Raw genomic sequence first — 21,194 nt, forward strand, 5'->3', positions numbered from 1 at the left:
GGCTCCAGGGTGGTCAGGGAGTGAGGGGCCGGTAGTCGAACCAGTCGATGTCGGCGACGGTGGCCGACGCGGCGCCGTGCGCGGTGGCGTAGGGGCCGAGCCACACGCCGAGGAAGCCCCCGGCGCGCGGCGAGCTGAGGAAGCCGCCGTCCACGGCGGTCAGTTCGGTCTCCCGCGGCTCGGGGCCGCCCGCCGGGGCGTACCGCAGCCCGTAGCGCTGGCCTTCCGCGTGGATGCGCAGGACCACCGGGCCGGCGGGCAGGGGTGCCTCGGCGACGATCCGTTGCACGCCGTGCTCGCGGAGGGCGGCGAGGACACGGCGCCCGCCGCGGCCGTCGCCCGCGACGGCCAGCACGAGGTGGTCGGCCTCGGACTGCCGGACGGCCAGTCCCGCCCACTCCCCGGGCGTCTGCGGCTCCACGTCGAACAGCGCCGAGACGCTGACGCTTTGGTGCTGCTGCCGCCGTCCGAGGAAGCAGGGCGTGGCGGTGTCGGCGAGCGTTGCCGGACCGAGCGGCAGCCGCAGGAAGCCGGGCCGGGCGGTCAGCGACCAGAACGGCTCGCCGGTGCGGACCTGGTTCCAGGACAGGCGCGGCACGGGGTCGTCGAAGTGGTCGCGGACCGGTTCCCGGTACGGCTCGCCGGCGGGGCCGGCGGTCCCCGGCCGCGGGAAGGGTCCGAGGGTGGTGCCGACGCCCGGCGCGAAGACCGGCCAGCCGTCCTCCCACACCACGGGGACGAGGAAGGTCTCCCGTCCGAGGTTGGGGTGGTAACCCCCGTAGGGGCGGCTGCCGAGGAGCACCGCCCACCACTCCCCCGCGGCGGTGTGCACGAGGTCGGCGTGGCCGACGCCGACGACGGGGAAGTCGCGGCCCAAGTGCCGGTGGGTGAACACCGGGTTGGCGGGGTTGCCCGTCCAGGGCCCCGTGACGTGGTCGGCGCGGGCGACGCTGACGGCGTGCCCGTGCTCGGTGCCGCCCTCCGCGGCGAGCAGGTAGTAGCGGCCGTCGGCCTTGTAGAGATGGGGCCCCTCCGCCCACACCGCGCCGTGCAGGGCGCCGCGCCACAGCAGGTGCTCGGGGCCGGTGAGGGCGAGCGCGGTGGGGTCGAACTCCCGCAGCCAGACGTCGGTCTGGCCGTCCCACTCCCCCGATTCGGCGAGCCGTGTCCCCGTGCACCAGGCGCGGCCGTCGTCGTCGAAGAAGAGGGAGGGATCGATACCGGGGGCGTCGTCGAGCCACACCGGGTCGCTCCACGGACCCGCGGGGTCGGTGGACGTGACGACGAAGGTACCGGTCCGGCCGGTCCCGCCGGTGCCGCCGACCAGGGTGGTGATGACCCAGAAGCGGCCTTCGTGGTGGCGGATCGTCGCGGCGAAGATCCCCTCGGACGACGCGACCGAGCCGAGGTCCACCTGCGAGGGGCGGTCCAGGACGTGTCCGACCGGCCGCCAGTGCAGCAGATCGCGGCTGTGGAAGACGGGGATGCCGGGGAAGTACTCGAAGGTCGAGGTGATCAGGTAGTGGTCGTCGCCGACCCGGCAGATGCTCGGGTCGGGGTGGCAGCCCGGCAGAACGGGGGCGGCGGACGCGCGGTGCGCGTCCGCCGCCCCCGTACCGTCGGACGGATTCACGCGCCGGCCCCGGCGGCGGTGACCCGGGCGTGCAGCCTGCGGGTGTGGTCCACCTGCCGTGCCGGGCCGGTGAGTTCGGCCGGCACCGTGAGCCGGACGTCGGCGCTGGAGGCGGCCAGCCGCAGTTCCAGCCCGCCCGGCTCCACGACGCGCCGGCCGTCGCGGCCGGTGAACGCCGCCACGTCGGCGGGCACGGTCACCCGGACCCTGGAGACCTCGCCCGCCTCCAGCGGGACCCGCAGGTACCCGACGAGCCGCTGCACGGGCTGCACGACCGAGGCGACCGGGTCGTGCAGATAGACCTGGACGACCTCGCTGCCCGCCCGGGCACCGGTGTTGCGGACGGTGAAGGACACATCGACCTCGCCGTCGGTACCGGTGACGGCGCGGCCGTCCGGGCCGGCGCCCGCGACGTCGAGATCGCCCCATTCGAAGGCCGTGTACGTCAGCCCGTGGCCGAACGCGAACGCGGCGGCCGGGTCGATGTTGGAGACCTCGCTGGCGCGGGCGAGCGGTGCGGCCAGATAGGTGGACGGCTGCACGGCAGGGTGCGCGGGCACACTGACCGGCAGGCGCCCGGAGGGAGCGATCCGCCCGCCGAGGACGCCGGCGAGCGCCGGGGTGCCCTCCTGCCCCGGGAAGAAGGACTGCACGATCGCGGCGGCCTCGGTGGCGGCCCGGCCCAGGGCGTAGGGCCGCCCGGCGAGCAGGGTGAGCACCACGGGGGTGCCCGAGTCGAGAAGGGCGTCGAGGAGTTGCTGCTGCACTCCGGGGAGGGTGAGCGACTCCGCGTCGCAGCCCTCGCCGCTGGTGCCGCGTCCGAAGAGGCCGGCCCGGTCGCCGAGCGCGGCGATGACGACGTCCGCGTCCCGCGCCGCGCGCACGGCCGCCGCGAAGCCCTTGGTGTCGGCATCGTCGACGCCGCAGCCGGCGACGGTGACGATCTCGGCGCCGGGGAACTCCGCGACGAGGGCCTGGCGCAGCGTCGGCAGGTCGATGCCGGCCGGGGTGCCCGGGTGCTGCGATCCGACGTGGACGGGGAAGGAGTAGCAGCCGAGGACGGCGGCCGGGGTCTCGGCCTGGGGTCCGACGAGCGCGATCCTGGCGGGCCGGTCCAGCGGCAGGGTGCCGTCGTTGCTCAGCAGGATCACCGACCGCTCGGCGAGCCGGCGGGACAGCTCGCGATGGGCCGCGGAGTCCAGGTCGACGGTGCCGCGCAGGCTCTCCGGGTCGGTGAGGTCGGCCCCGGCGAGGGCGGGCGGCACAGGGCTCCACTCGGGGTCGAGCAGGCCCAGTTCCGCCTTCTGCGCCAGGACCCGGCGCAGCGCCCGGTCGATCAGCTTCTCGTCGATCCGGCCGGCGGCGACGGCCTCGCGCAGCGGCTCCCCGAAGGTCTTGACGGTCGGCAGCTCGATGTCGACGCCGGCGGTGAGCGCGGTGCCGGCGGCATCGGCCCAGTCGGCGGCGACGCCGTGCAGGGTCTTGAGGAAGGCGATGCCGAAGTAGTCGGCGACCACGGTGCCGTCGAAGCCCCAGGTGTCGCGGAGCAGTCCGGTCAGCAGTTCCTCGTCGGCGGCCGAGGGCACGCCGTCGGTGTCGGTGTAGGCGTGCATCACCGAGCGGACGCCACTCTCGCGGACCGCCATCTCGAACGGCGGCAGGACAACGTCGGCGCGCTCGCGCGGTCCCATGCTCACCGGCGCGAGGTTGCGTCCGGCGCGGGAGGCCGAGTAGCCGGCGAAGTGCTTCAGGGTGGCGACGATGCCGGCCGACTCCAGTCCCTGGATGTACGCGGTGGCGATGGTGCCCACCAGGTACGGGTCCTCGCCGATGGTCTCCTCCACGCGGCCCCACCGGGCGTCGCGCACGACGTCCAGGACGGGGGCCAGCCCCTGGTGGATGCCGACCGAGCGCATGTCGCGGCCGATGGCGGCGGCCATGACCCGGACGAGGTCGGGGTCGAAGGAGGCGCCCCACGACAGCGGTACGGGATAGGTGGTGGCGCCCCAGGCGGCGAAGCCGGCGAGGCACTCCTCATGTGCCATGGCGGGGATGCCGAAGCGGTTGGCGGCGGCGATCCGCTCCTGGGTGCGCATCAGGGACAGCGCGCCGAGGGCGGGGTCGACGGGGGCGGTACCGAAGGGCCGGGTGAGCTGGCCGAGTCCCGACGGCAGGAGGTCGTCGAGGCTCGGGGGCTGGTCCATGTCGTGCTGGTGCGGGGCGACTTCGGCGCCCTCGTTGGATGCGCCGACCCAGACGCCGTACAGCTGGGCGATCTTCTCGTCCAGGGTCATGTCGCGGATCAGCACTTCGACGCGGGAGTCGGCGGTCACGTTGTCGTTCACTTTCCTCCGACACCCATCAGCCCTTGGACGAGGGCACGGCGGGCGAACAGGTAGACGAGCAGGACGGGGATGGTCGACAGGACCACGGCGGCCAGCAGGCCGGGGATGTTGATGCCGTACTGGGTCCGGAAGTTGTACAGGCCGAGCGTGATCACCTTGGTCTCCTCGGACTGGGTGAGCACCAGGGGGAAGAGGAAGCCGTTCCAGGCCTGGAGCGCGGCGAAGACGACGATCGTCGACAGCCCGCTCTTGGACAGCGGCACCACCAGCTGGAAGAAGGTGCGGCTCACGGAGGCGCCGTCCACGGCCATCGCCTCGAAGAGTTCGGTGGTGATGTCGCGCATGGTTCCGGTGAGGATCAGCGTGCAGACCGGCAGGCAGAAGGCGGCCGTGGGCAGGATGACGCCGAGGAGGTTGTCGTAGAGCCCGGCCTTGCTGATGACGTAGAACATCGGGACGATCACCGCCTGGGCGGGGATGGCCAGGCCGAGCAGGAAGAGCCGGAACACCCCGGAGGTGCCGCGTCCCCGGTTGCGGACGATCGTGAACGCCAGCGGCGGCACGAGCAGCACCACGATGGCGACGACGCTGACGGTGACGACCACGGTGTTGAGGAAGTACTGGCCGAAGCCGTTGGTGAAGTCCTGGACGTAGTTGTCCAGGGTGAAGGACTTGGGGAAGGACAGCGGGCCGTTGGCGCTGTACGCCGAGCGCGACTGCACGGTCGCGCCGAGCATCACGTACAGCGGCAGGCCGACCAGTCCGAGCCACACCAGGGCGCCGAGGCCCGCGAGGTAGTTGGGGCGGCGCCTCATCAGAGCCCTTCCTTGGTGCCGGCCATCTTGTCGTAGCCGGAGACCTTGACCACGACGAGCGAGATCACGGTGGCGACGACGACGAGCATCAGCGCGATGGCCGCGCCCGCGCCGAAGTCGAATCCCTTGAAGGCCTTGTCGTACATGTAGTAGGCGCTGATGGTGGTGTCGGTGCCGGGGCCGCCCTGGGTGAGGATCAGCACGGTGTCGAAGGTGGTGAGACCGCCGACGACCATCAGGATCACCGAGGTGATGATCGAGTTGCGCAGCTGCGGCAGCGTGATGTGGAAGAACTTCCGTACGGTGCCCGCCCCGTCGATCTCCGCGGCCTGGTAGAGCACCTGCGGGATGGCCCGGGCGGCACCCTGGTAGATCAGGGCGTGGAACGGCGTGAACTGCCAGGTGCTGACGAAGACCAGTACCCCGATGGCGGCGGTCTGCGTGCCGAAGAGATTGCCGTCGCCGAACAGCCAGCGCGCCTGCGAGGGCACGCCGAAGTTCGGGTCGAGCAGGGCCCGCCAGAGCACCGAGACCGCGGTGGCCGACAGCAGCAGCGGCACGAAGAAGATCGCGGACAGCACGGCCCGGTTGCGCTCGGGGCCCGCCGCCCAGACCCCGAGCAGGATGCTCAGCGGGGTCTGGACAACGACGCCGAGCACGGTGAGCAGGACGCTCAGCCACAGGCTCTTGATCATCACCGGGTCCTGGAAGAGCCGGACCCAGTTGTCGAAGCCGGCGTACTCCGGCGAGCCGAGGCCGTTCCAGGCGGTGAAGGACAGCACCGCGACCATCACCAGGGGAACGAGGGCGAACAGGGCGAAGAACACGGTGGCGGGGAGCGCCCAGGCCAGGCCCGGCCGGCCGACGGTGCGGCCGGCCGGGCGCTGGGTCTGTCGCTTGCCCGTCACGGTGGCGGCGAGGGAAGCCATGCGGGGGACGTCGCTTTCAGGAGGCGGGCAGGGCCTGCATGGCCTTGATGAAACCGTCGGCGTCGAGCTGGCCGTTGAAGAACTGCTGCACGGCCTGCTGGATCGGCGTGCCGGCCGCCGGCGGGTAGGCCTGGTCCCACGACAGCTGGAACGAGGGCGCCTTCTGGACCAGGTCGAACTGGTACTTCAGGTAGTCGGGGTGGTCGGTCGTGTCGAGGAACTTGGCGGTGTTCGTGGTGGTCGGCAGGTTGCCGATCGCCAGTTGCTGCTTGACGAAGTCGTCGGAGTACATGAGCTTGAGGAACTCCGCGGCCGCTTCCGGGTGCTCGGTCTTCTTCAGCACCGAGTAGAAGTTGTTGGTGTTGCCGACGACGTTCGCCGGGTCGCCCTTGCCGCCGGGGATCGTCGGGAAGCTGGCGTAGCCGAAGTCGTTCTTGACGAAGTCCGGGCTGGCGTCCTGCTGCGTGGAGTACTCCCACGAGCCCATGAGCTCGAAGCCGGCCTTGCCGGAAGCGAGGAGCTGGGGCGAGCCGCCGTCGGTGAACTTCACCGAGTCGTAGTTGGTGCCGAAGGCGCCGGCGTCGATGAGCTCCTTGAGCATGCTCAGCGCCTTCTTGCTGTCCTCGCCCTCCCAGGCGCTCTTGTCGCCGCTGAGCGCCTTCGAGAACAGCTCCGGGCCCGCGACGCGGTCGTAGAGGTACTCGAACCACATCAGGGTCGGCCACCTGTCGCCGCCGCCGAGCGCGATCGGGGTGACGCCCTTGGCCTTGAGCTTCTTGACCGCGTCGACGAGCTCGTCCCAGGTCTTGGGCGGCTGGACGCCGGCGTCGGCGAGGACCTTCTTGTTGTTGAACATCAGCACCGGCTGGGTGCCGCGCATCGGCACGCCGTAGGCCTTGCCGTCGATCACCGCGGTGTTGAAGACCGAGGGCAGGAAGTTGTCCTTCAGGCCCGGGTCCTTCTGGATGAAGTCGTCGAGCGGGAGCAGCAGACCGGCCTTGACGAACGGCTGGATGCTGCCGCCACCCCAGTTGAAGAAGACGTCGGGGGCCTGCTTGGTGTTGATGACGGTCTGCAGCTTCTGCTGGTAGTCCGCACCGGGGATCGTGTCGAGGACCGCCTTGACCTTCGAGGTCTTGTTGAACTCGGCGACGAGCGCCCTCTCCACCTTGTTCGCGGAGTCGCCGTACACCAGGACGTGAATCGTCCCGGAGCCGCCGCCCGCGGAGGAGTCGTCACCACCGCAGGCCGTCAGGGTCAGGCCCAGTGCCAGTGCCGCGCCGCCGGCGACGGCACGGGGAAACCACGCACGCTTCTTCATCATCGACCTCTCGAAAGTTTCGGCTACATTGCCGAAATTCGCCTGACGACGGACCGTAGGCTTCCCTCAGCCCGGGGTCAACAGGGTGGAATCCCCGCGACCAAACCGTTATCGAACGGTGGTGGGACCGGTGCTCTATCCTGTGCGCCATGCATGAAGATGAGATCGAGGGCGGCCGGATCACTCTGGCCGACGTGGCGTCGAAAGCCGGCGTGTCACTTTCGACAGTTTCGAAAGTCCTCAACGGCCGTCCCGATGTCGCCGCCCCGACCCGGAGCAAGGTGGAACGGCTGCTGGAGGCCAACGGCTACCAGCGTCCGGCGCCCACCCAGCCCGAGTCCCGGCTGATCGAGATCGTCTTCCACGAACTCGAGAGCATCTGGGCGATGGAGCTCATCCGCGGCGTGGAGAACGTCGCCAAGAGCCGCACCATGAGCGTGGTACTCACCGAGAGCGGCACCCGGCACGCCCCCGGCCCGGAGTGGATCGAGGGGGTGCTGCGCCGCCGGCCGCTCGGCGTCGTCCTGGTGTTCTCCACGCTCCCGGACGACCTGAAGCGCAAACTCCGGTCGCGGGCCATCAACTTCGTCATCATCGACCCGGCCGGCGACCCGGAGCCCGACGTGCCCTCCGTGGGCTCGGCCAACTGGGCCGGCGGGGTGGCCGCCACCCGGCACCTGATCGAGCTCGGGCACCGTCGCATCGGGATCATCACCGGCCCGGACGACATGCTCTGCTCCCTCGCCCGCCTCGACGGCTTCCGCTCGGCCATGAGCATGGCCGGGCTCACCGTCGACCCCGGACTCATCCAGTACGGGGACTTCCATGTGCAGGGCGGCCACGACGGCGCGTTCGAGCTGCTGGAGCGGCCCGACCCGCCGACCGCGATCTTCGCGGGCAGCGACCTGCAGGCGCTCGGCGTCCTGGAGGCCGCCCGGGTCAAGGGGCTCCAGGTGCCCCGCGACCTGTCCGTCGTCGGGTACGACGACATCCCGCTGGCGCAGTGGGCGAGCCCGGCGCTCACCACCGTCAATCAGCCGCTGCTCGAAATGGCCGAGGAGGCGACGCAGATGCTGCTGCGCATGGCCCACTCCGGGGACGCAGGGGATCTCGGCACCATGCGCGTGGAACTCGGTGTCCGACTGGTCGTCAGGAAGAGCACCGCCCCGCCCCGGGACACCACAGGTCCGGAGGGCGGCTGAGCGGGCGGTGGCCGCGGGGAGGGCGCACAGCGGGCGCACGGCAGCGCCGCAGTGGGCACGGAAGGCCCTCCGGGCGCATCGTGTGACGAAGGCCACACCCGATGTCAACGGTCGTCGGAGTGGCGGTGATTACCACGCCCGGGTGGCGGGAAATGCTCGCTATGGCCGCGGCCGAGAGCCCTGGCCGGCCCCACTGATGGGCGTTCTTCTGAGGGGGAGATGCACCCATGCGTACCCACGCACGACACAGCCGCGGCGAAGGCACGACAGCCGCGCTCGGGGAGGAGCACGAACGCACTGAGGTGCTCGTGCTCCTGACTGCGGACGACTCCGACTCCGACGCCGCTCCGGACTCCACGGATGACGCCTTCGACGCCTTCGACGACGAGGCCTACGAGATCTTCCGCGTGCACTGCCCCGACTGTGCCCGGCCGATCGCCCTGCTCGCCGACGAGGACGTGCTGCCGGAGCACGCGCTGTGCTCCTCGCCGTGGAATCCCTTCGGGCTGACGGTCTGCCCCGGCTCGGGCCGGCCCGCCGCGGACGCGACGCCGGCCGACGGGGAGGACGCGGCCGACGACCAGGACTGGGGGCAGCTGCTCACGCTGCCGGACGGCCTCGACTGGCGTACGCAGCCCTTCTCCCACGTCGGGGGCCCGGGGTCGCAGCCGATCCGGGTGCCGTTCCAGCGCGCCGCCTGACCTCGCGCAGCCGCGGTGCCGCGCCGCCTGTTGAGGAGCGGCACGGCACCGGGGCAACACGCGGACCCGGCTACGGGGCCTTGCTCTCCGGCCCGGCGAGGCTGCGGGCGATGACCATCCGCTGGATCTGGTTGGTGCCCTCGACGATCTGCAGGACCTTGGCCTCGCGCATGTACCGCTCGACGGGGAAGTCGGCGGTGTAGCCGTAGCCGCCGAGCAGCTGGACCGCGTCCGTGGTCACCTGCATCGCGGTGTCGGTGCAGAACAGCTTGGCCATGGCTGCCTGCCGGGAGAACGGCCGGCCGGCGTCGCGCAGCCGGGCCGCCGCGAGGTACAGGGCCCGGCCGGCCTCGATCCGGGTCGCCATGTCGGCGAGCATGAAGCGCAGGCCCTGGAAGTCCACCACGGGCCGGCCGAACTGCTGCCGGGTCATGCCGTAGGCGAGCGCCTCGTCAAGGGCCGCCTGCGCGACGCCGATCGCGCACGCGGCGATGCCGAGGCGCCCGGAGTCCAGGGCGGCCAGCGCGATCGTGAAGCCCTGTCCCTCCTCGCCGATCCGGCGGGTGTCGGGAACGGTGACCTGGTCGAGGTGCAGCTGGGCGGTGGGCGAGCCCTTCATGCCCATCTTCTTCTCCGGCGGCGCCGCCGACAGGCCCTCGGCGTCCCCCGGGACGAGGTATGCGGTGATGCCGCGCGGGCCGTCGACGCCGCTGCGGGCGAGCACGGTGTAGAAGTCGGCGACGCCGCCGTGGGTGATCCACGCCTTCGTGCCGTCGAGGCGCCACCCCTCGTCCACCCGGGTGGCCCGGGTGCGCAGGGCGGCCGCGTCGGATCCGGCGGCCGGCTCGGACAGACCGTAGGCGCCCAGCAGCGAACCCCCCAGCATCGCGGGCAGGTACTCGGCGCGCTGCTCCTTGGCGCCGAAGTGGGCGACCGCGTGGCTGGCCAGGGTGTGCACGCTGACGCCGAGGCCGACCGTGAGCCGGGCGGCGGCCAGTTCCTCGAGCACTTGGAGGTACACCTCGTACGGCTGGCCTCCGCCGCCGTACTCCTCCGGGTAGGGCAGGCCGAGCAGGCCCGCCTCGCCGATCAGGCGGAAGGTGTCACGCGGGAAGATCCCCGCGTCCTCTTCCCCGGCCGCCTTGGGCCTGATCTCCCGCTGGGCCAGCTCACGCACGAGCGTGAGCAGGTCGCGGGCCTCCTCGGTGGGCAGTTGGCGTTCCACCGGCTGGGGGCCGTCGTGGGTCATGGCGGCGCTCTCCTCCCTGTCGGGCGCGGCGGCGGCGTCCGCTCAGGATGTGGCGGCGCTACCGGTATACGTACCCTCCGCCCATGGTCTCCCGCCGGGTCACGGCATGGTCCGACCTGCGGCTTCGGCGCGATGGAGTATGCCCGATCGGAGGTGCCGTCGTCACGGGTTGCCCGGCCCTGTAAGGGGGAGCGGCGGATTTTGTCATATCGGACGTGCGTGGGGCGTGGCTTTCGCAAGGCCGTACGGGTTCCGCGGGGTCCGGGATACCGTCTGCGGGCGCGCGGTGCGCGTGGACGGCTGTGCGATCCGTGCGGCCGGCACAGAGCTGGGGAAGGGTGATGCGGGTGTCCGTGATCCGTACGTGGGGTCCGCGGGCGGCCGCCGCCGTGGCGGTGGCGCTGCTCGGGACGGCCTGTGGCGGCCAGGACTCCGGAACGCCGGGCGGCCCGGTGGCACTGGAACGGATCGGCCGGGCGATCGGCTGCACCCCGCAGGTGCAGACCGACGTCGACGAGCTGCGCCAGGGAGCGTGCACGACGGCGCGCGGAGCGTACGTGATGGTCACCTTCGCCAGTGCCGCGGGGCAGAAGGCCTGGCTGGAGGAGGCGCAGCCGTACGGCGGTTCGTATTTGGTGGGCGAACGCTGGGTGGTCGAGGCCGACCCCAGCGCCCTGGAGCCGGTCCGCAAGGAGCTCGGCGGCACTGTCGAGGAGGGGCAGCACCACGGGGGGCACGCCTCCCACCCGGGGGCCTCGGCCCCCTCGGCCTCGGCGAAGGGCTGATCCCCCTCCGCAGGGGACCGGCCCGGCACACGGCGGCGTCACTTGGTGTGCCGGGCCGTCACCGGCCGCGGGTGATCGGGTCGGGCGGGTCAGATCTCCAGGTCGGCCTCGATGCGCTTGAGCTGGTGGCGGGCCATCGCCAGGTTCGCGCGGTCCTTGTCCAGCGCGACGTAGAGGAAGAGGCCCTTGCCCGAACGCCCGGTCAGCAGCCTGATCATGTGGATCTGGGTGTTGAGCGTGATCAGGATGTCCTCGATGTGCTCCTTGAGGTTGAGCATCTCCATCGTGCGCATCTTGGCGCGGACGACGTCGGTGTTGCCGGCGGCCGCGACGGTCAGGTCGAGGTCCTTGGAACCGCCGAGGGTGCCCAGGGCCATGCCGCTGCCGTAGTCCACGAGAGCGACGCCCAGGACGCCCTCGATCGACGTCATTACATCCTTCAGCGCGGTCTCGGTGTTGGCCATGACGGTCTCGCTTCCTTGTCGTTGAGTGCTGTTGCGTGATGAATGCCTGGGACCCGTGGCGGCGCGGCCGCGTCCGGTGCCCGACGGCTTGTCAGCTGGTGAAGGTGGTCGTACGGTCATTTCCGCTCCTGACGTTGGAGCGCGAGGTCGACGAGATCCTCGATCCGTCGACTGGATCGGCGGGCTTCCAGGTGCAGCCGGCCCACGTTCGAGCCGGGGCCCGCGACGAGGGCGAGGGCCATCGCGCTGCCTGCCGCGTACGCCGCGACATATCCGCTGTCCCCCCGGACGATGAGCTCCCGGAAAGCGCCTCGCTCCGTCGCCTCGGTGATCCTGGCCGCCACGCCCAGCGCCGCTGCGGTGAGCGCGGCGACGCCCTCCGGTTCCGGCCCGCTGAGGTCGTGCGCCACGACCAGGCCGTCGGCGCTGGCGACGAGCCCGCCCGTCAGGTGCGGCACCCTCGTCCGCAGACTCCGGAGTTCGGCCAGCACATCGGCTTCGAGTGCCACGAGCTGTCTCCTTCCGGCGAGCTGCCGCAGAGCCTTCCTCCACGGTCGGTCGGCAGGCGCCGGGCGGGTCGGCAGGGCGCTCACAGGCGGGCCTCCAGGGCGGCACGTAGTCGGAGCAAGAGGGCGACGGAGGGATCCGTGGACATCGGTGCCGCGGGCTGCGGCCCGCCGACCGCCGGGGGTGGGGCGGGTGCGGACGGCTCGGCCCGGGCCGCGGTGGCGATCCGGCCCCCGGCGGCGAGCCGCCGGACGTCCAGCAGCGTGGCGAAGGCGGAGCGGCCCAGATGCCACGCGATCTGGACCGGCGTGCGGCGGCCGTCCGCCGCCGCGAGCACGGCCAACTGGCCTCGGGTGGGGGCGCGGGCCCGCCCGCCGCGGAACTCCTCGCCGGGACGTGGGACGACGGGACCCGCGTCGGTGTCGTCCCACGGCCAGGCGCGCTCCAGCTGGGTGCGCCGGCGCTGTGCCTCCTGGGCGATCCGCTGCGCCGGGACCGGCCGGGAGATCGGGCCGAGCCGCGAGGTGGCGCCCGGCTGGAACCGGTCGGGCTCCGAGTCGGGCAGCAGGGTGAAGTACGCGGCGTCGAACAGCGCCAGCAGATGGCACAGTTCGAGTTCACCGCGGGCCACCCGGCCGGTGTCCACCAGGTGCCGGCCCACGCCGCGGCCGACGTCCGCGGTGGTGACCGCCTCACGCCACTGGTCGGGAGTCAGGCGGCCGCACGCCATCAGCCGCACCCCGAGGTCCGGGGCGCACGGGCTCTCGGCGTGCACGACGGCACCGTCGCGCAGGTAGACCGCGCCCGCCGATCCGTACAGCGCCCCGCTGGCGCCGGCGTCGGCGAGCCGGGCGAGCGCGGCGCCGAAGGCGTACGCCCCGAACCGGCCGGGGCCGCCGGCGACGGGGGCGGGAGCCGGGACGCCCCGGGAGGGCGTCCGGCGGGGCAGCGAACGCAGCGCGAGCGGAGGCCGCGCGGCCTCGGCCCCGGTCATACGAGCACCAGCCGGTCGGCGATGGACTGGAGCCCGATCCGGGCGACGGCCAGGTTGGCGATCGCCCGGTCCAGCCAGATGTACAGGATGACGTCGCTGTCGAAGGACGTGTCCAGGAAGCGGATCAGGTGATAGCTCCCCGGCGCGGTGATGATGATGTCCTCCACCGGGATGCGCCCCGGTTCCTTCGCCGTGAAGGTGGCGCCCTCCACGACCGCCCGGGCGGCCTCCGTGGTGTCCGCGGCCGCGGACTCGTGGCCGTGTCCCGGTTCCTGCCCGACCGCCCCGAGGATCAGGCCGCTGCTCCAGTCGACCACACTCGCCCCGAGCACGCCGGGTATGGCCAACGCCTCGGAAAGGCATTCGTCGATGCCGGGCACGCGCACCCCTTCGCCGCCACGTCTGGTATACGGAACAGCACGGAACGTTACTCAAGCCGTACGCGAATCAGGTGAGTTACGGCATTTTCCGTTGGCACGTGCGACGGACTCGCTAGGATTCCGAACCGCTTGCGCTCACTCGGCGGAATTGTCTTCAGGCGTCCCCTTGGCGATCACCGCGAGCGTGTCCAGCGCATGCCCCAGGACCTGCGTAGACGGTGAGGCGAGGCCGATGCGCACGGCGTGCGGGGCGCTCCCGCGCCCGGCGGCGAAGGCGGCGGCGGGGGTGACGGCGATGCCGTGCCGGGCGGCCGCGGCGACGAAGGTGTCGGCCCGCCACTGTCCGGGCAACCGCAACCAGCAGAAGTAGGCGTGGGGGTCGGCGGACACGGCGAAGCCGGCCAGCCGCTCGGCGGCCAGGCCCGCACGGGCGGCCGCGTCGCGCCGTTTGGCCGCCACCACGGCCTCCAGCGTCCCGTCGCCGATCCAGCGCGTGGCGGCTTCCAGGGCGAAGCCCGTGGCGAGGCTGCCGGCGGAGCGCAGCGCGGCGGCGACCGGCGCGGCGAGCGCCTCGGGGGCGAGGGCGAAGCCCACGGTGAGTCCGGGCGCGAGCCGCTTGGAGAGGCTGTCGGTGAGGATCACGTGCCCGGGCGCGTACGCGGCGAGCGGGGGCGGCGCGTCCGGCCGCAGGAAGGCCCAGACGGCGTCCTCCACCGCGTGCAGGCCCAGCCGGCCCAGTGTGCGGGCCAGTTCGGCGCGGCGGGCGCCGGACATGGTGACGCCGAGCGGGTTGTGGAGGGTGGGCTGCAGGTAGAGGGCGTGCAGCGGGGCTCCGGCGTGGAGTTCGGCGAGCGCGTCGGGCCGGATGCCGTCCTCGTCGCACGGAACGGGGACGAGGCTGACTCCCCGTCGCGCCGCGACGGAGGCGATCACAGGGTACGTCAGCGGCTCGACGCCGAGCCGGCCGCCCGGCGGGACCAGGGCGGCGACGGCGGCGGCGATGGCCTGGCGGCCGTTGCCGGCGAACAGCAGGCGGCGCGGGTCCGGGCGCCATGCCGGACCGGACAGCAGCGCGGCGACCGCCTCCCGCCCCGCCGGGGTCCCGTCGGCGGTGAGCGGACGCAGGGCCGCCCCGAGGACGTCCGGGCGCAGCAGCGGGGCGAGGCCGGCGGCCAGCAGTTCCGCCTGCCCTTCCGTGACCGGGTAGTTGAGCTCCAGATCGACACGCTGCCGCGCGGGCTCGGCGAGCGCGGGGCCCGCCGCCGGCGCCGCGGCTCGGACGAAGGTGCCGCGGCCCACCTCGCCGACGGCCAGGCCACGGCGCGCGAGTTCGGCGTAGACGCGGATGGCCGTGGAGTTGGCGATGCCGCGCTGCCGCGCGAAGACGCGCTGCGGCGCGAGCCGGTCGCCGGGGCGCAGCCGTCCCGCGGCGATGTCGGCCGCCACGGCGTCGGCGACCGCGCGGTAGTCCTCCGTCGGCATGTCCCCTCCAGAGCGAAGCCCATATTGCACCGAGAGCAAAGATCTTATTGCACCGAGCCGGAGAGGGCACCTAGCATCACGAACAACACCCCGACACCGTGGGGCGTTTGGGGATTTTCGGGGAAAGGGGGAAGGCTCGTGGCGACCACGCGGGTCAACGGCATCACCGTCGCGTACGACGACGAGGGCGCGGACGGGAACGGGGGCGGGGAGAGGGACGGCGGCACGGCTCCCCTCCCCCTGCTGCTCGTCCACGGCCACCCCTTCGACCGCTCCATGTGGGCGCCCCAGGTGGCATCGGTCGCCGCGTCCGGGCGCCGGGTGATCGCCCCCGACCTGCGCGGCTACGGAGCCAGCGAGGTCGTCCCGGGGATCACGCCGCTCGGCACCTTCGCGCAGGACCTCGCCGCCCTGCTGGACCATCTGGGCGTCGCCCGGGTGGTGCTCGGCGGGCTGTCGATGGGCGGCCAGATCGTGATGGAGTTCCAGCGGCGCTTCCCCGGGCGGGTCGCCGCGCTCGTCCTCGCCGACACCTTCCCCGGCGCCGACACCGAGGACGGCAGGAGGGCCCGCGAGGCGATGGCCGGGCGTCTGCTCGGCGAGGGCATGGCGGGCTGGGCCGACGAGGTGCTGGACCGGATGATCGCACCGTACAACGTCACCGGGCGGCCCGACGTGGCCGCCCATGTGCTGCGGATGATGCGCGGTACCTCCCCCGAGGGCGCCGCCGCCGCGCTGCGCGGGCGCGCCCGGCGCCCGGACTACGGCCCCGTGCTCGCCGCCGTCCGCGTGCCCACCCTGATCGTCGTCGGCCGGGACGACGTGTTCACCCCCGTCGCCGAGGCCGAGGCCATGCACCGCGCTGTGGCCGGGTCGCGGCTGGCGGTGGTGGAGGGTGCCGGGCATCTGCCCAACCTGGAACGGCCCGAGGTCTTCGAGGGCGTACTGCGGGAATTTCTCGACGGGTTGGACGAATAGGAGCGAATCCGCCCCGGCCCGCGACGCGTTGCGACAGGTTCGGCGCTGTCGGCGTCGCGCGCGGGCCCGGCCGCCCCGACGCTCAGGCCGTCGCGTCCACGAGCGAGAGCGAGTGGAGCCGGTCGGGCGGGCCCGGCCGGGCGTAGTACCAGCCCTGGGCGGTGTCGCAGCCCAGGGCCCGCAGGTACTCCGCCTGGGTGCCGGTCTCGACGCCCTCGACGGTCACCGACAGTCCGAGCGTGTGGGCGAGGTCGACGATGACCTCCACGATCTTCAGGTCGACCGGGTCCGCCGGGTGCTGCTGCATGCCGCGCGTGAAGGAGCGGTCCAGCTTCAACGCGGTGATCGGCAGCCGGCGCAGCGACGCCAGGTTGGAGTAGCCGGTGCCGAAGTCGTCCAGCGCGATGGCCATGCCGAGGTCGGCGAACTCCCGGAGCGGGCGCAGCAGTTCCTCGTCGGCGCCGATGAAGGCGCTCTCGGTGACCTCCAGGCACAGGGCGGCCGGCTCCAGCCCCGCGTCCTTGATGACGGCGAGGGTCTCCGGGACCAGTCCGTGATGGCCGAGCTGCGCCGGGGACAGGTTGACGTTGATGCGCAGCGGGTGGCCGTCGCTGCGCGGGAACTGCCAGTCACGGGCCTGCCACGCGGCCTGCTGGAGCACCCAGTGACCGAGCGGCACGATCAGCCCGGTGCTCTCCGCCAGCGCGATGAACCGGTCGGGACCGAGCACCCCGTGCACCGGGTGGCACCAGCGCACCAGGGCCTCGGCACCGCGCACGCTGCCGTCGGCGAGCCGGACCAGGGGCTGGTACTCGATGAAGAACTCGCCGCGTTCCAGGGCGATGGGCAGCTGGTTGGTGAGCCCGTGCCGGGTGATGGCGCGGGCGTCGGAGTCGGGATCGGCGAGCTCGAAGCGGTTCCCGCCGGCGGCCTTGGCGCGGTACATGGTGATGTCGGCGCTGCGCAGCACCTCGGCCGGGCCGATGCTGCCGGCCTGGCCCTCCACAATGCCGATGCTGCACCGCACGGACAGTTCGCGGTCGTCGATCCGGACGGGGTCGGAGAGCGCGGCGAGGATGAGGCCGGCGAGGCCGGTGACGTCCGTACGGCTCGCCGGGTTGACGACGAGCGCGGCGAACTCGTCACCGCCGATCCGGGCGACGAGCTGGTCGGCCGAGGTGACGCAGGCCTTCAGCCGCTCGGCGACGGCCACCAGCAGCCGGTCGCCGACCGCGTGGCCGAGGCTGTCGTTGACGTCCTTGAAGCCGTCGAGGTCCAGGTAGCAGACCCCGACGCGGGAGCCCTCGGGGCCGCCGAGCACCTGCTCGAGGCGTTCGAAGAACAGGTTCCGGTTGGCCAGCCCGGTGAGCGCGTCGTGCGTGGCCTCGTACCGCAGCCGCTCGCTGAGCAGGCGCTCCTCGGTGATGTCCTCCATCAGCGCCAGCATGTACTGCGGGACGTCCGCGTGGTCGCGGAGCAGGGAGACCGTCAGATTGGTCCACAGGGCGGTGCCGTCGGGGCGGTAGTACGCCTTCTCCACGCTGTAGCGGTCGCGTTCGCCCCGGTTGAGCTGGCGCTGCATCTCCCAGACCTCGGGGGCGTCCTCCGGGTGCACCCAGTCGTAGACGTTCCTGCTGAGGATGCGGCGCTCCAGGCCGCCGAACATGGCGGTGAGGGCGTCGTTGACGTCGAGGATCCGGCCCTCCATGTCGGCGATGCCGATACCTATGGAGGCACCCTGGAAGATGGCTCGGAACCGCACCTCGCTCTCGTGCAGGGCCTGTTCGACGGCGGTGCGGGCGGCGAGCGCGGCCCGGGACAGGGCCTCCTGCTCGGTCCTGGTCCGTTCCCGCAGCGCGCCCGCGTACCCGTAGGCGATCCAGTGCTGGAGCCGGCCGGAGCGGGTACGGCCCTCGTCCGTCGGCAGGGCCGGGTCCAGCGGGGAGTACAGCAGCAGGTAGGCGTCCACGACGCCGAGGATGCGGGGCAGCGCCTCGGGGTCGGTGCAGTGCGCGGCCACCAGCGCTGAGCCGATCTCCGCGCCGGCGCGCGGGTCGAAGGGCTGGGCGTGCAGGGCCGCCTCCAGCCGCGCGGCGAGCGGGAGCAGGTACTCCTCGAACTCGCCGCGGGTCATGGAGGTGGCGGTGGCCGGGTAGATCGCCCGGCTCCAGATGATCGCGAAGCGCCGCAGGCTGTCGGCGGGCTCCGGTTCGGGGTCGGGGTCGCATTCCGTGGTCACGGTCACGCCTTGCGGCCGACGCCCGCGAACCCGCTGAAGACGACCGGATCGAGTTCGTCGTCGTCCGAGCCGTCCGGGCGCCACAGCGGCGGCGAGACCAGGCCCGGTTCGACGAGTTCGAACCCGTCGAAGAACGCCTCCACCGCGTCCCGCGAGCGCATGATCAGCGGTGAACTGGCACGGCGGTAGACGTTCTCCACCCGCTCGCCCTCCTCGGGCCGGCGCGGGCCGCCTTCCACGGAGGCATGGGTGAGAACGAGCAGGCTGCCCGGGGCGAGCGCGTCGCGCAGTTCGGCGACGGCCTTGGCGGGGTCGTCGGCGTCCTCGATGAAGTGCAGGACGGCGACCAGCAGCAGGGCCACCGGGCGGTCGAGGTCCAGCAGCCGGCCGGTCTCCTCGCTGTCCAGGATGTCGCGCGGGGAGCGCAGGTCGGCGGCGACGATCACGGCGTTCTCGTGGCCGTCCAGCACCGCGCGGCTGTGGGCGACCGCGACCGGGTCGTGGTCGACATACACCACGCGGGAGGCGGGGTTCGCGGCTTGGGCGACCTCGTGGACGTTGCCGAAGGTGGGGATGCCGGAACCGATGTCGAGGAACTGGGTGATGCCCTCGTCCACCGCGAAGCGCACGGCCCTGCGCATCAGGGCCCGGTTGGCCTGCATGATCTTGGGCAGGCCCGGGAAGGCCTCGATCGCCCGCCGCCCGGCCTCCCGGTCGACCTCGAAGTTGTGCGAGCCGCCCAGGTAGTAGTCGTAGATGCGGGACACGCTCGGCACGGACAGGTCGATGCCGTGGGGGGCCCAGGCGGGACGCTCCATCAACGACTCCAGCTCGTCGGGATCAGGGCACCCGTCCGTGTGGACGGCCGCGTGGCTCAGAGGCTACTGATCGTTCGATCGAGAGAAACCAGAAATGGAAATATTCGATCCGTTTTCGGTCACTCGCCAACGGCAAGTGCCCTGCCCCCGCGGCGCGGGAAACAGGGCACTTGTCACCGCCGGATGACGGGCAGTCAGATCGCTCAGACGCTGACGCCGTGCGCGCGGAGGTAGGCGAGCGGGTCGACGTCGGAACCGAACGACGCGGTGGTGCGCACCTCGAAGTGCAGGTGCGGGCCGGTGACATTGCCCGTGGCGCCCGACAGGCCCAGCTGCTGGCCCTCGGAGACGGTCTGGCCGGCCGAGACCGACAGCGAGGACATGTGGGCGTACTGCGAGTACTTGCCGTCGGCGTGCTTGATGACGACCTGGTTGCCGTACGAGCCGCCCCAGCCGGCGGAGACCACGGTGCCGGACGCGATCGACTTCACCTTGGTGCCGGTGGAGGCGATGAAGTCGACACCGGTGTGGTAGCCCTTCGACCACATGGAACCGGACTGGTGGTAGGGGGTGCCCAGCGTGACGTGGTCCAGCGGGGCCGTGTAGCCGGAGGCGGACGAGGAGGCGGGCTTCGCCGGCGCGGGGGTGCTCTCGGCGGGCTTGTCCGGGAGGGCGACCTTGACCTCGCCGCTCAGCGCCAGGACCTGGCCCGGGCGGATCAGGTTGGGGTCGGCGCCGATGACGGACCTGTTGGCGGCGTACAACTCGTGCCAGCCGCCGGTCACGTCCTGGGCGTCCGCGATCGAGGAGAGGGTGTCGCCGCCGACGACCTTGTAGCTGTCGCCGGTGGCCGGCTTGGAGGCGGAGTCGGCGGGCTTGCCGGCCCCGGTGTCCTTCACGGGGGTGGCGGGCTTGGGGGTGGTGGTGCCGGCGACGCTCTCGGGGGTGGCCGAGGTGTCGGCCATCGCCTTGGTCAGACCGGCCTTGGGGCCGCACACCGGCCAGGCCTGCGGGCCCTGGACGGCCAGGACCTTCTCGGCGACGGCGATCTGCTCGGACTTGGTGGCGAGGTCCGCACGCGCGGCGTACTTGGTGCCGCCGAATCCGGCCCAGGTGCTCTGGGTGAACTGGAGGCCGCCGTAGAAACCGTTACCGGTGTTGATGGACCAGTTGTTGGTGCTTTCGCAGCTGGCGACCTTGTCCCAGACGCTCACCGGGGCGGCGTGGGCACCGGTGGCGCCGACGACCGGAAGGGCGATCGCGGCACTCGTGGTGCCGGCGAATGCGCCGATGCGGACGAAACGGTTGGTCCGCTGACGACGGTGCTTTCCCTTTGCGGGCATGAGGAATTCCTCTCCGACGCCTACGAGGTGAGCTGTCGGGTTCGGGCTGGAGCTGCCCGGCCGCGTTGAGGCATGCCAACCAAAGGCACGTCGCTGCGACTTCACCCCAAGCCGTTCCGTGACACGGAACGGCACCTACCTGGGTCCCCCGCTCCTGCCGTGCGGTCTTGTCATCCGGTTTACGAGTGGCGGCAGGATTAGGCGTTCCACTCGGAAGAATTCCCGCGGGCATCCGGCCTGCGGGACTTGGAAGCTAAACGACGCCATCGCGCCCCGGCAAGGTCCGAAATCACAGCAATCGCCGACCGGCAAGTCGATCAATAAATTCTGTGACGTTACGTGAGAGGCGTCCGCTCTGCGTAGGCGAAATAATGACCCCGGGCAAACGGCCGTACACGGGTGGTGAATATGGGGAACTTAAATCGACGTTGGGTTGCCGAAACCTGCCGCAGCGTGTTCGCCGCGTGACACCCATCACGTGCCTATTGCCTACGCATGCACTGTGGATGCATATGTCCGCTTACGACCTTTGATGCCGGATAAGGCATGACATGGGGCGTCCCAACCCGCCTTCCACGACGGCTTCATGGAGCCCGCACACGTCGTCGTGTCCAGTGGGGCAACCGATGACCGGCACCCGTCGATTCCCGACGGCGTCGCCGCCCTCCGGTAACGCGGACGGGAGCACCGCTGCACCGTCGAGGCGACCGAGGACCCGGCGGCGCTCACCGCGGGCCTGACCGGCGGCGCGGCCGCGGTCTTCCTGCCGACCCGCGGCGAGGTGCTCGACGCGCGGGGGCACCGAGTACGGCCGGGTCTGGTAAGGGGACTGCCCGGGGGCGCGCTCCACCCGGCACTCGGACATGCAGCCGGGCGTGCTGCGCGTGAAGGAGGGCGACCCCCTCGCCCCGCGCACCCCACCCCCTCCACGCCCGGCCACACCCGAAGCCTGCGCCGACCCCGCGTGACGGCGGTATCTGCCGGGCGCCGTGACCTGGGCCACGGGCAG

18 protein-coding genes and 1 riboswitch are annotated in these 21,194 nt (G+C 72.1%); of the genes, 4 read left to right on the top strand and 14 right to left on the bottom strand.

The genetic code is table 11. From position 1 onward, the window contains the following. Positions 1 to 13 precede the first annotated feature (13 nt). The 5 genes from RV983_RS04830 to RV983_RS04850 are packed head-to-tail and all read right to left on the bottom strand — an operon-like array spanning position 14 to position 7,043. Positions 14 to 1,633, bottom strand: coding sequence for a glycoside hydrolase family 43 protein (locus RV983_RS04830; protein ID WP_475984518.1), 1,620 nt, complete (start codon positions 1,631 to 1,633; stop codon positions 14 to 16). Further along, entirely contained in the window at positions 1,630 to 3,978 is a 2,349-nt protein-coding gene (locus RV983_RS04835) for a beta-xylosidase/alpha-l-arabinosidase (protein ID WP_475984519.1), read from the bottom strand. The genes RV983_RS04830 and RV983_RS04835 overlap by 4 nt, the downstream gene beginning before the upstream one ends. Continuing rightward, positions 3,975 to 4,793, bottom strand: a complete 819-nt coding sequence (locus RV983_RS04840) for a carbohydrate ABC transporter permease (RefSeq protein ID WP_475984520.1) — start codon at positions 4,791 to 4,793, stop codon at positions 3,975 to 3,977. Before RV983_RS04840 ends, RV983_RS04835 begins: the two co-directional genes overlap by 4 nt. Next, complete coding sequence (locus RV983_RS04845; RefSeq protein ID WP_475984521.1) at positions 4,793 to 5,722, bottom strand: carbohydrate ABC transporter permease; 930 nt, start codon at positions 5,720 to 5,722, stop codon at positions 4,793 to 4,795. The genes RV983_RS04840 and RV983_RS04845 overlap by 1 nt, the downstream gene beginning before the upstream one ends. A 16-nt stretch (positions 5,723 to 5,738) precedes the next feature. Then, positions 5,739 to 7,043: an ABC transporter substrate-binding protein gene (locus tag RV983_RS04850; protein ID WP_475990220.1), complete on the bottom strand. Its 1,305-nt coding sequence runs from the start codon at positions 7,041 to 7,043 to the stop codon at positions 5,739 to 5,741. A 149-nt stretch (positions 7,044 to 7,192) separates the two neighbouring features. Here RV983_RS04850 and RV983_RS04855 point away from each other — a divergent pair, with 149 nt between their 5' ends. Next, positions 7,193 to 8,245 carry a LacI family DNA-binding transcriptional regulator gene (locus RV983_RS04855; protein ID WP_475984522.1) on the top strand — a complete coding sequence of 351 codons (1,053 nt, stop codon included), beginning with the start codon at positions 7,193 to 7,195 and terminating at the stop codon, positions 8,243 to 8,245. Between the two features lie 227 nt (positions 8,246 to 8,472). Next, on the top strand, positions 8,473 to 8,946 hold the full coding sequence (locus tag RV983_RS04860) for a hypothetical protein (RefSeq protein ID WP_475984523.1): 474 nt from the start codon (positions 8,473 to 8,475) through the stop codon (positions 8,944 to 8,946). Between the two features lie 70 nt (positions 8,947 to 9,016). Here the strand turns inward: RV983_RS04860 and RV983_RS04865 are convergent, their stop codons facing one another. Continuing rightward, positions 9,017 to 10,195 (bottom strand): acyl-CoA dehydrogenase family protein, encoded by a 1,179-nt coding sequence (locus tag RV983_RS04865; RefSeq protein ID WP_475984524.1) that lies wholly within the window; start codon positions 10,193 to 10,195, stop codon positions 9,017 to 9,019. 347 nt (positions 10,196 to 10,542) lie between these two features. Between RV983_RS04865 and RV983_RS04870 the strand changes: the two genes are divergently transcribed. Next, positions 10,543 to 10,980, top strand: coding sequence for a hypothetical protein (locus RV983_RS04870; RefSeq protein ID WP_475984525.1), 438 nt, complete (start codon positions 10,543 to 10,545; stop codon positions 10,978 to 10,980). 89 nt (positions 10,981 to 11,069) lie between these two features. Here the strand turns inward: RV983_RS04870 and RV983_RS04875 are convergent, their stop codons facing one another. From RV983_RS04875 to RV983_RS04895, 5 genes are all read right to left on the bottom strand, one after another. Continuing rightward, complete coding sequence (locus RV983_RS04875) at positions 11,070 to 11,444, bottom strand: hypothetical protein (protein WP_319658277.1); 375 nt, start codon at positions 11,442 to 11,444, stop codon at positions 11,070 to 11,072. Between the two features lie 116 nt (positions 11,445 to 11,560). Beyond that, positions 11,561 to 11,953 carry a roadblock/LC7 domain-containing protein gene (locus tag RV983_RS04880; RefSeq protein WP_319658275.1) on the bottom strand — a complete coding sequence of 131 codons (393 nt, stop codon included), beginning with the start codon at positions 11,951 to 11,953 and terminating at the stop codon, positions 11,561 to 11,563. 80 nt (positions 11,954 to 12,033) lie between these two features. Beyond that, positions 12,034 to 12,945 carry a transcriptional regulator gene (locus RV983_RS04885; protein WP_475984526.1) on the bottom strand — a complete coding sequence of 304 codons (912 nt, stop codon included), beginning with the start codon at positions 12,943 to 12,945 and terminating at the stop codon, positions 12,034 to 12,036. Continuing rightward, positions 12,942 to 13,325 carry a hypothetical protein gene (locus tag RV983_RS04890; protein WP_475984527.1) on the bottom strand — a complete coding sequence of 128 codons (384 nt, stop codon included), beginning with the start codon at positions 13,323 to 13,325 and terminating at the stop codon, positions 12,942 to 12,944. Before RV983_RS04890 ends, RV983_RS04885 begins: the two co-directional genes overlap by 4 nt. Positions 13,326 to 13,460: 135 nt before the next feature. After that, entirely contained in the window at positions 13,461 to 14,807 is a 1,347-nt protein-coding gene (locus RV983_RS04895) for an aminotransferase-like domain-containing protein (RefSeq protein WP_475984528.1), read from the bottom strand. Between the two features lie 138 nt (positions 14,808 to 14,945). Between RV983_RS04895 and RV983_RS04900 the strand changes: the two genes are divergently transcribed. Continuing rightward, positions 14,946 to 15,785 (top strand): alpha/beta fold hydrolase, encoded by an 840-nt coding sequence (locus tag RV983_RS04900; protein ID WP_475984529.1) that lies wholly within the window; start codon positions 14,946 to 14,948, stop codon positions 15,783 to 15,785. An 82-nt stretch (positions 15,786 to 15,867) separates the two neighbouring features. On the opposite strand, the gene RV983_RS04905 is transcribed toward RV983_RS04900, so the two are convergent. The 3 genes from RV983_RS04905 to RV983_RS04915 all read right to left on the bottom strand — a co-directional run bounded on the left by RV983_RS04905 (position 15,868) and on the right by RV983_RS04915 (position 20,185). Further along, positions 15,868 to 18,030: a putative bifunctional diguanylate cyclase/phosphodiesterase gene (locus tag RV983_RS04905; RefSeq protein ID WP_475984530.1), complete on the bottom strand. Its 2,163-nt coding sequence runs from the start codon at positions 18,028 to 18,030 to the stop codon at positions 15,868 to 15,870. Further along, positions 18,027 to 18,842, bottom strand: coding sequence for an SAM-dependent methyltransferase (locus RV983_RS04910; RefSeq protein ID WP_475984531.1), 816 nt, complete (start codon positions 18,840 to 18,842; stop codon positions 18,027 to 18,029). The genes RV983_RS04905 and RV983_RS04910 overlap by 4 nt, the downstream gene beginning before the upstream one ends. A gap of 203 nt (positions 18,843 to 19,045) precedes the next feature. Next, positions 19,046 to 20,185, bottom strand: coding sequence for a transglycosylase family protein (locus tag RV983_RS04915; protein WP_475984532.1), 1,140 nt, complete (start codon positions 20,183 to 20,185; stop codon positions 19,046 to 19,048). A 4-nt stretch (positions 20,186 to 20,189) separates the two neighbouring features. After that, a riboswitch (cyclic di-AMP (ydaO/yuaA leader) is annotated at positions 20,190 to 20,389 on the bottom strand. Between the last annotated feature and the right edge of the window lie 805 nt (positions 20,390 to 21,194).

The organism is Streptomyces sp. RLA123 (assembly GCF_056270165.1).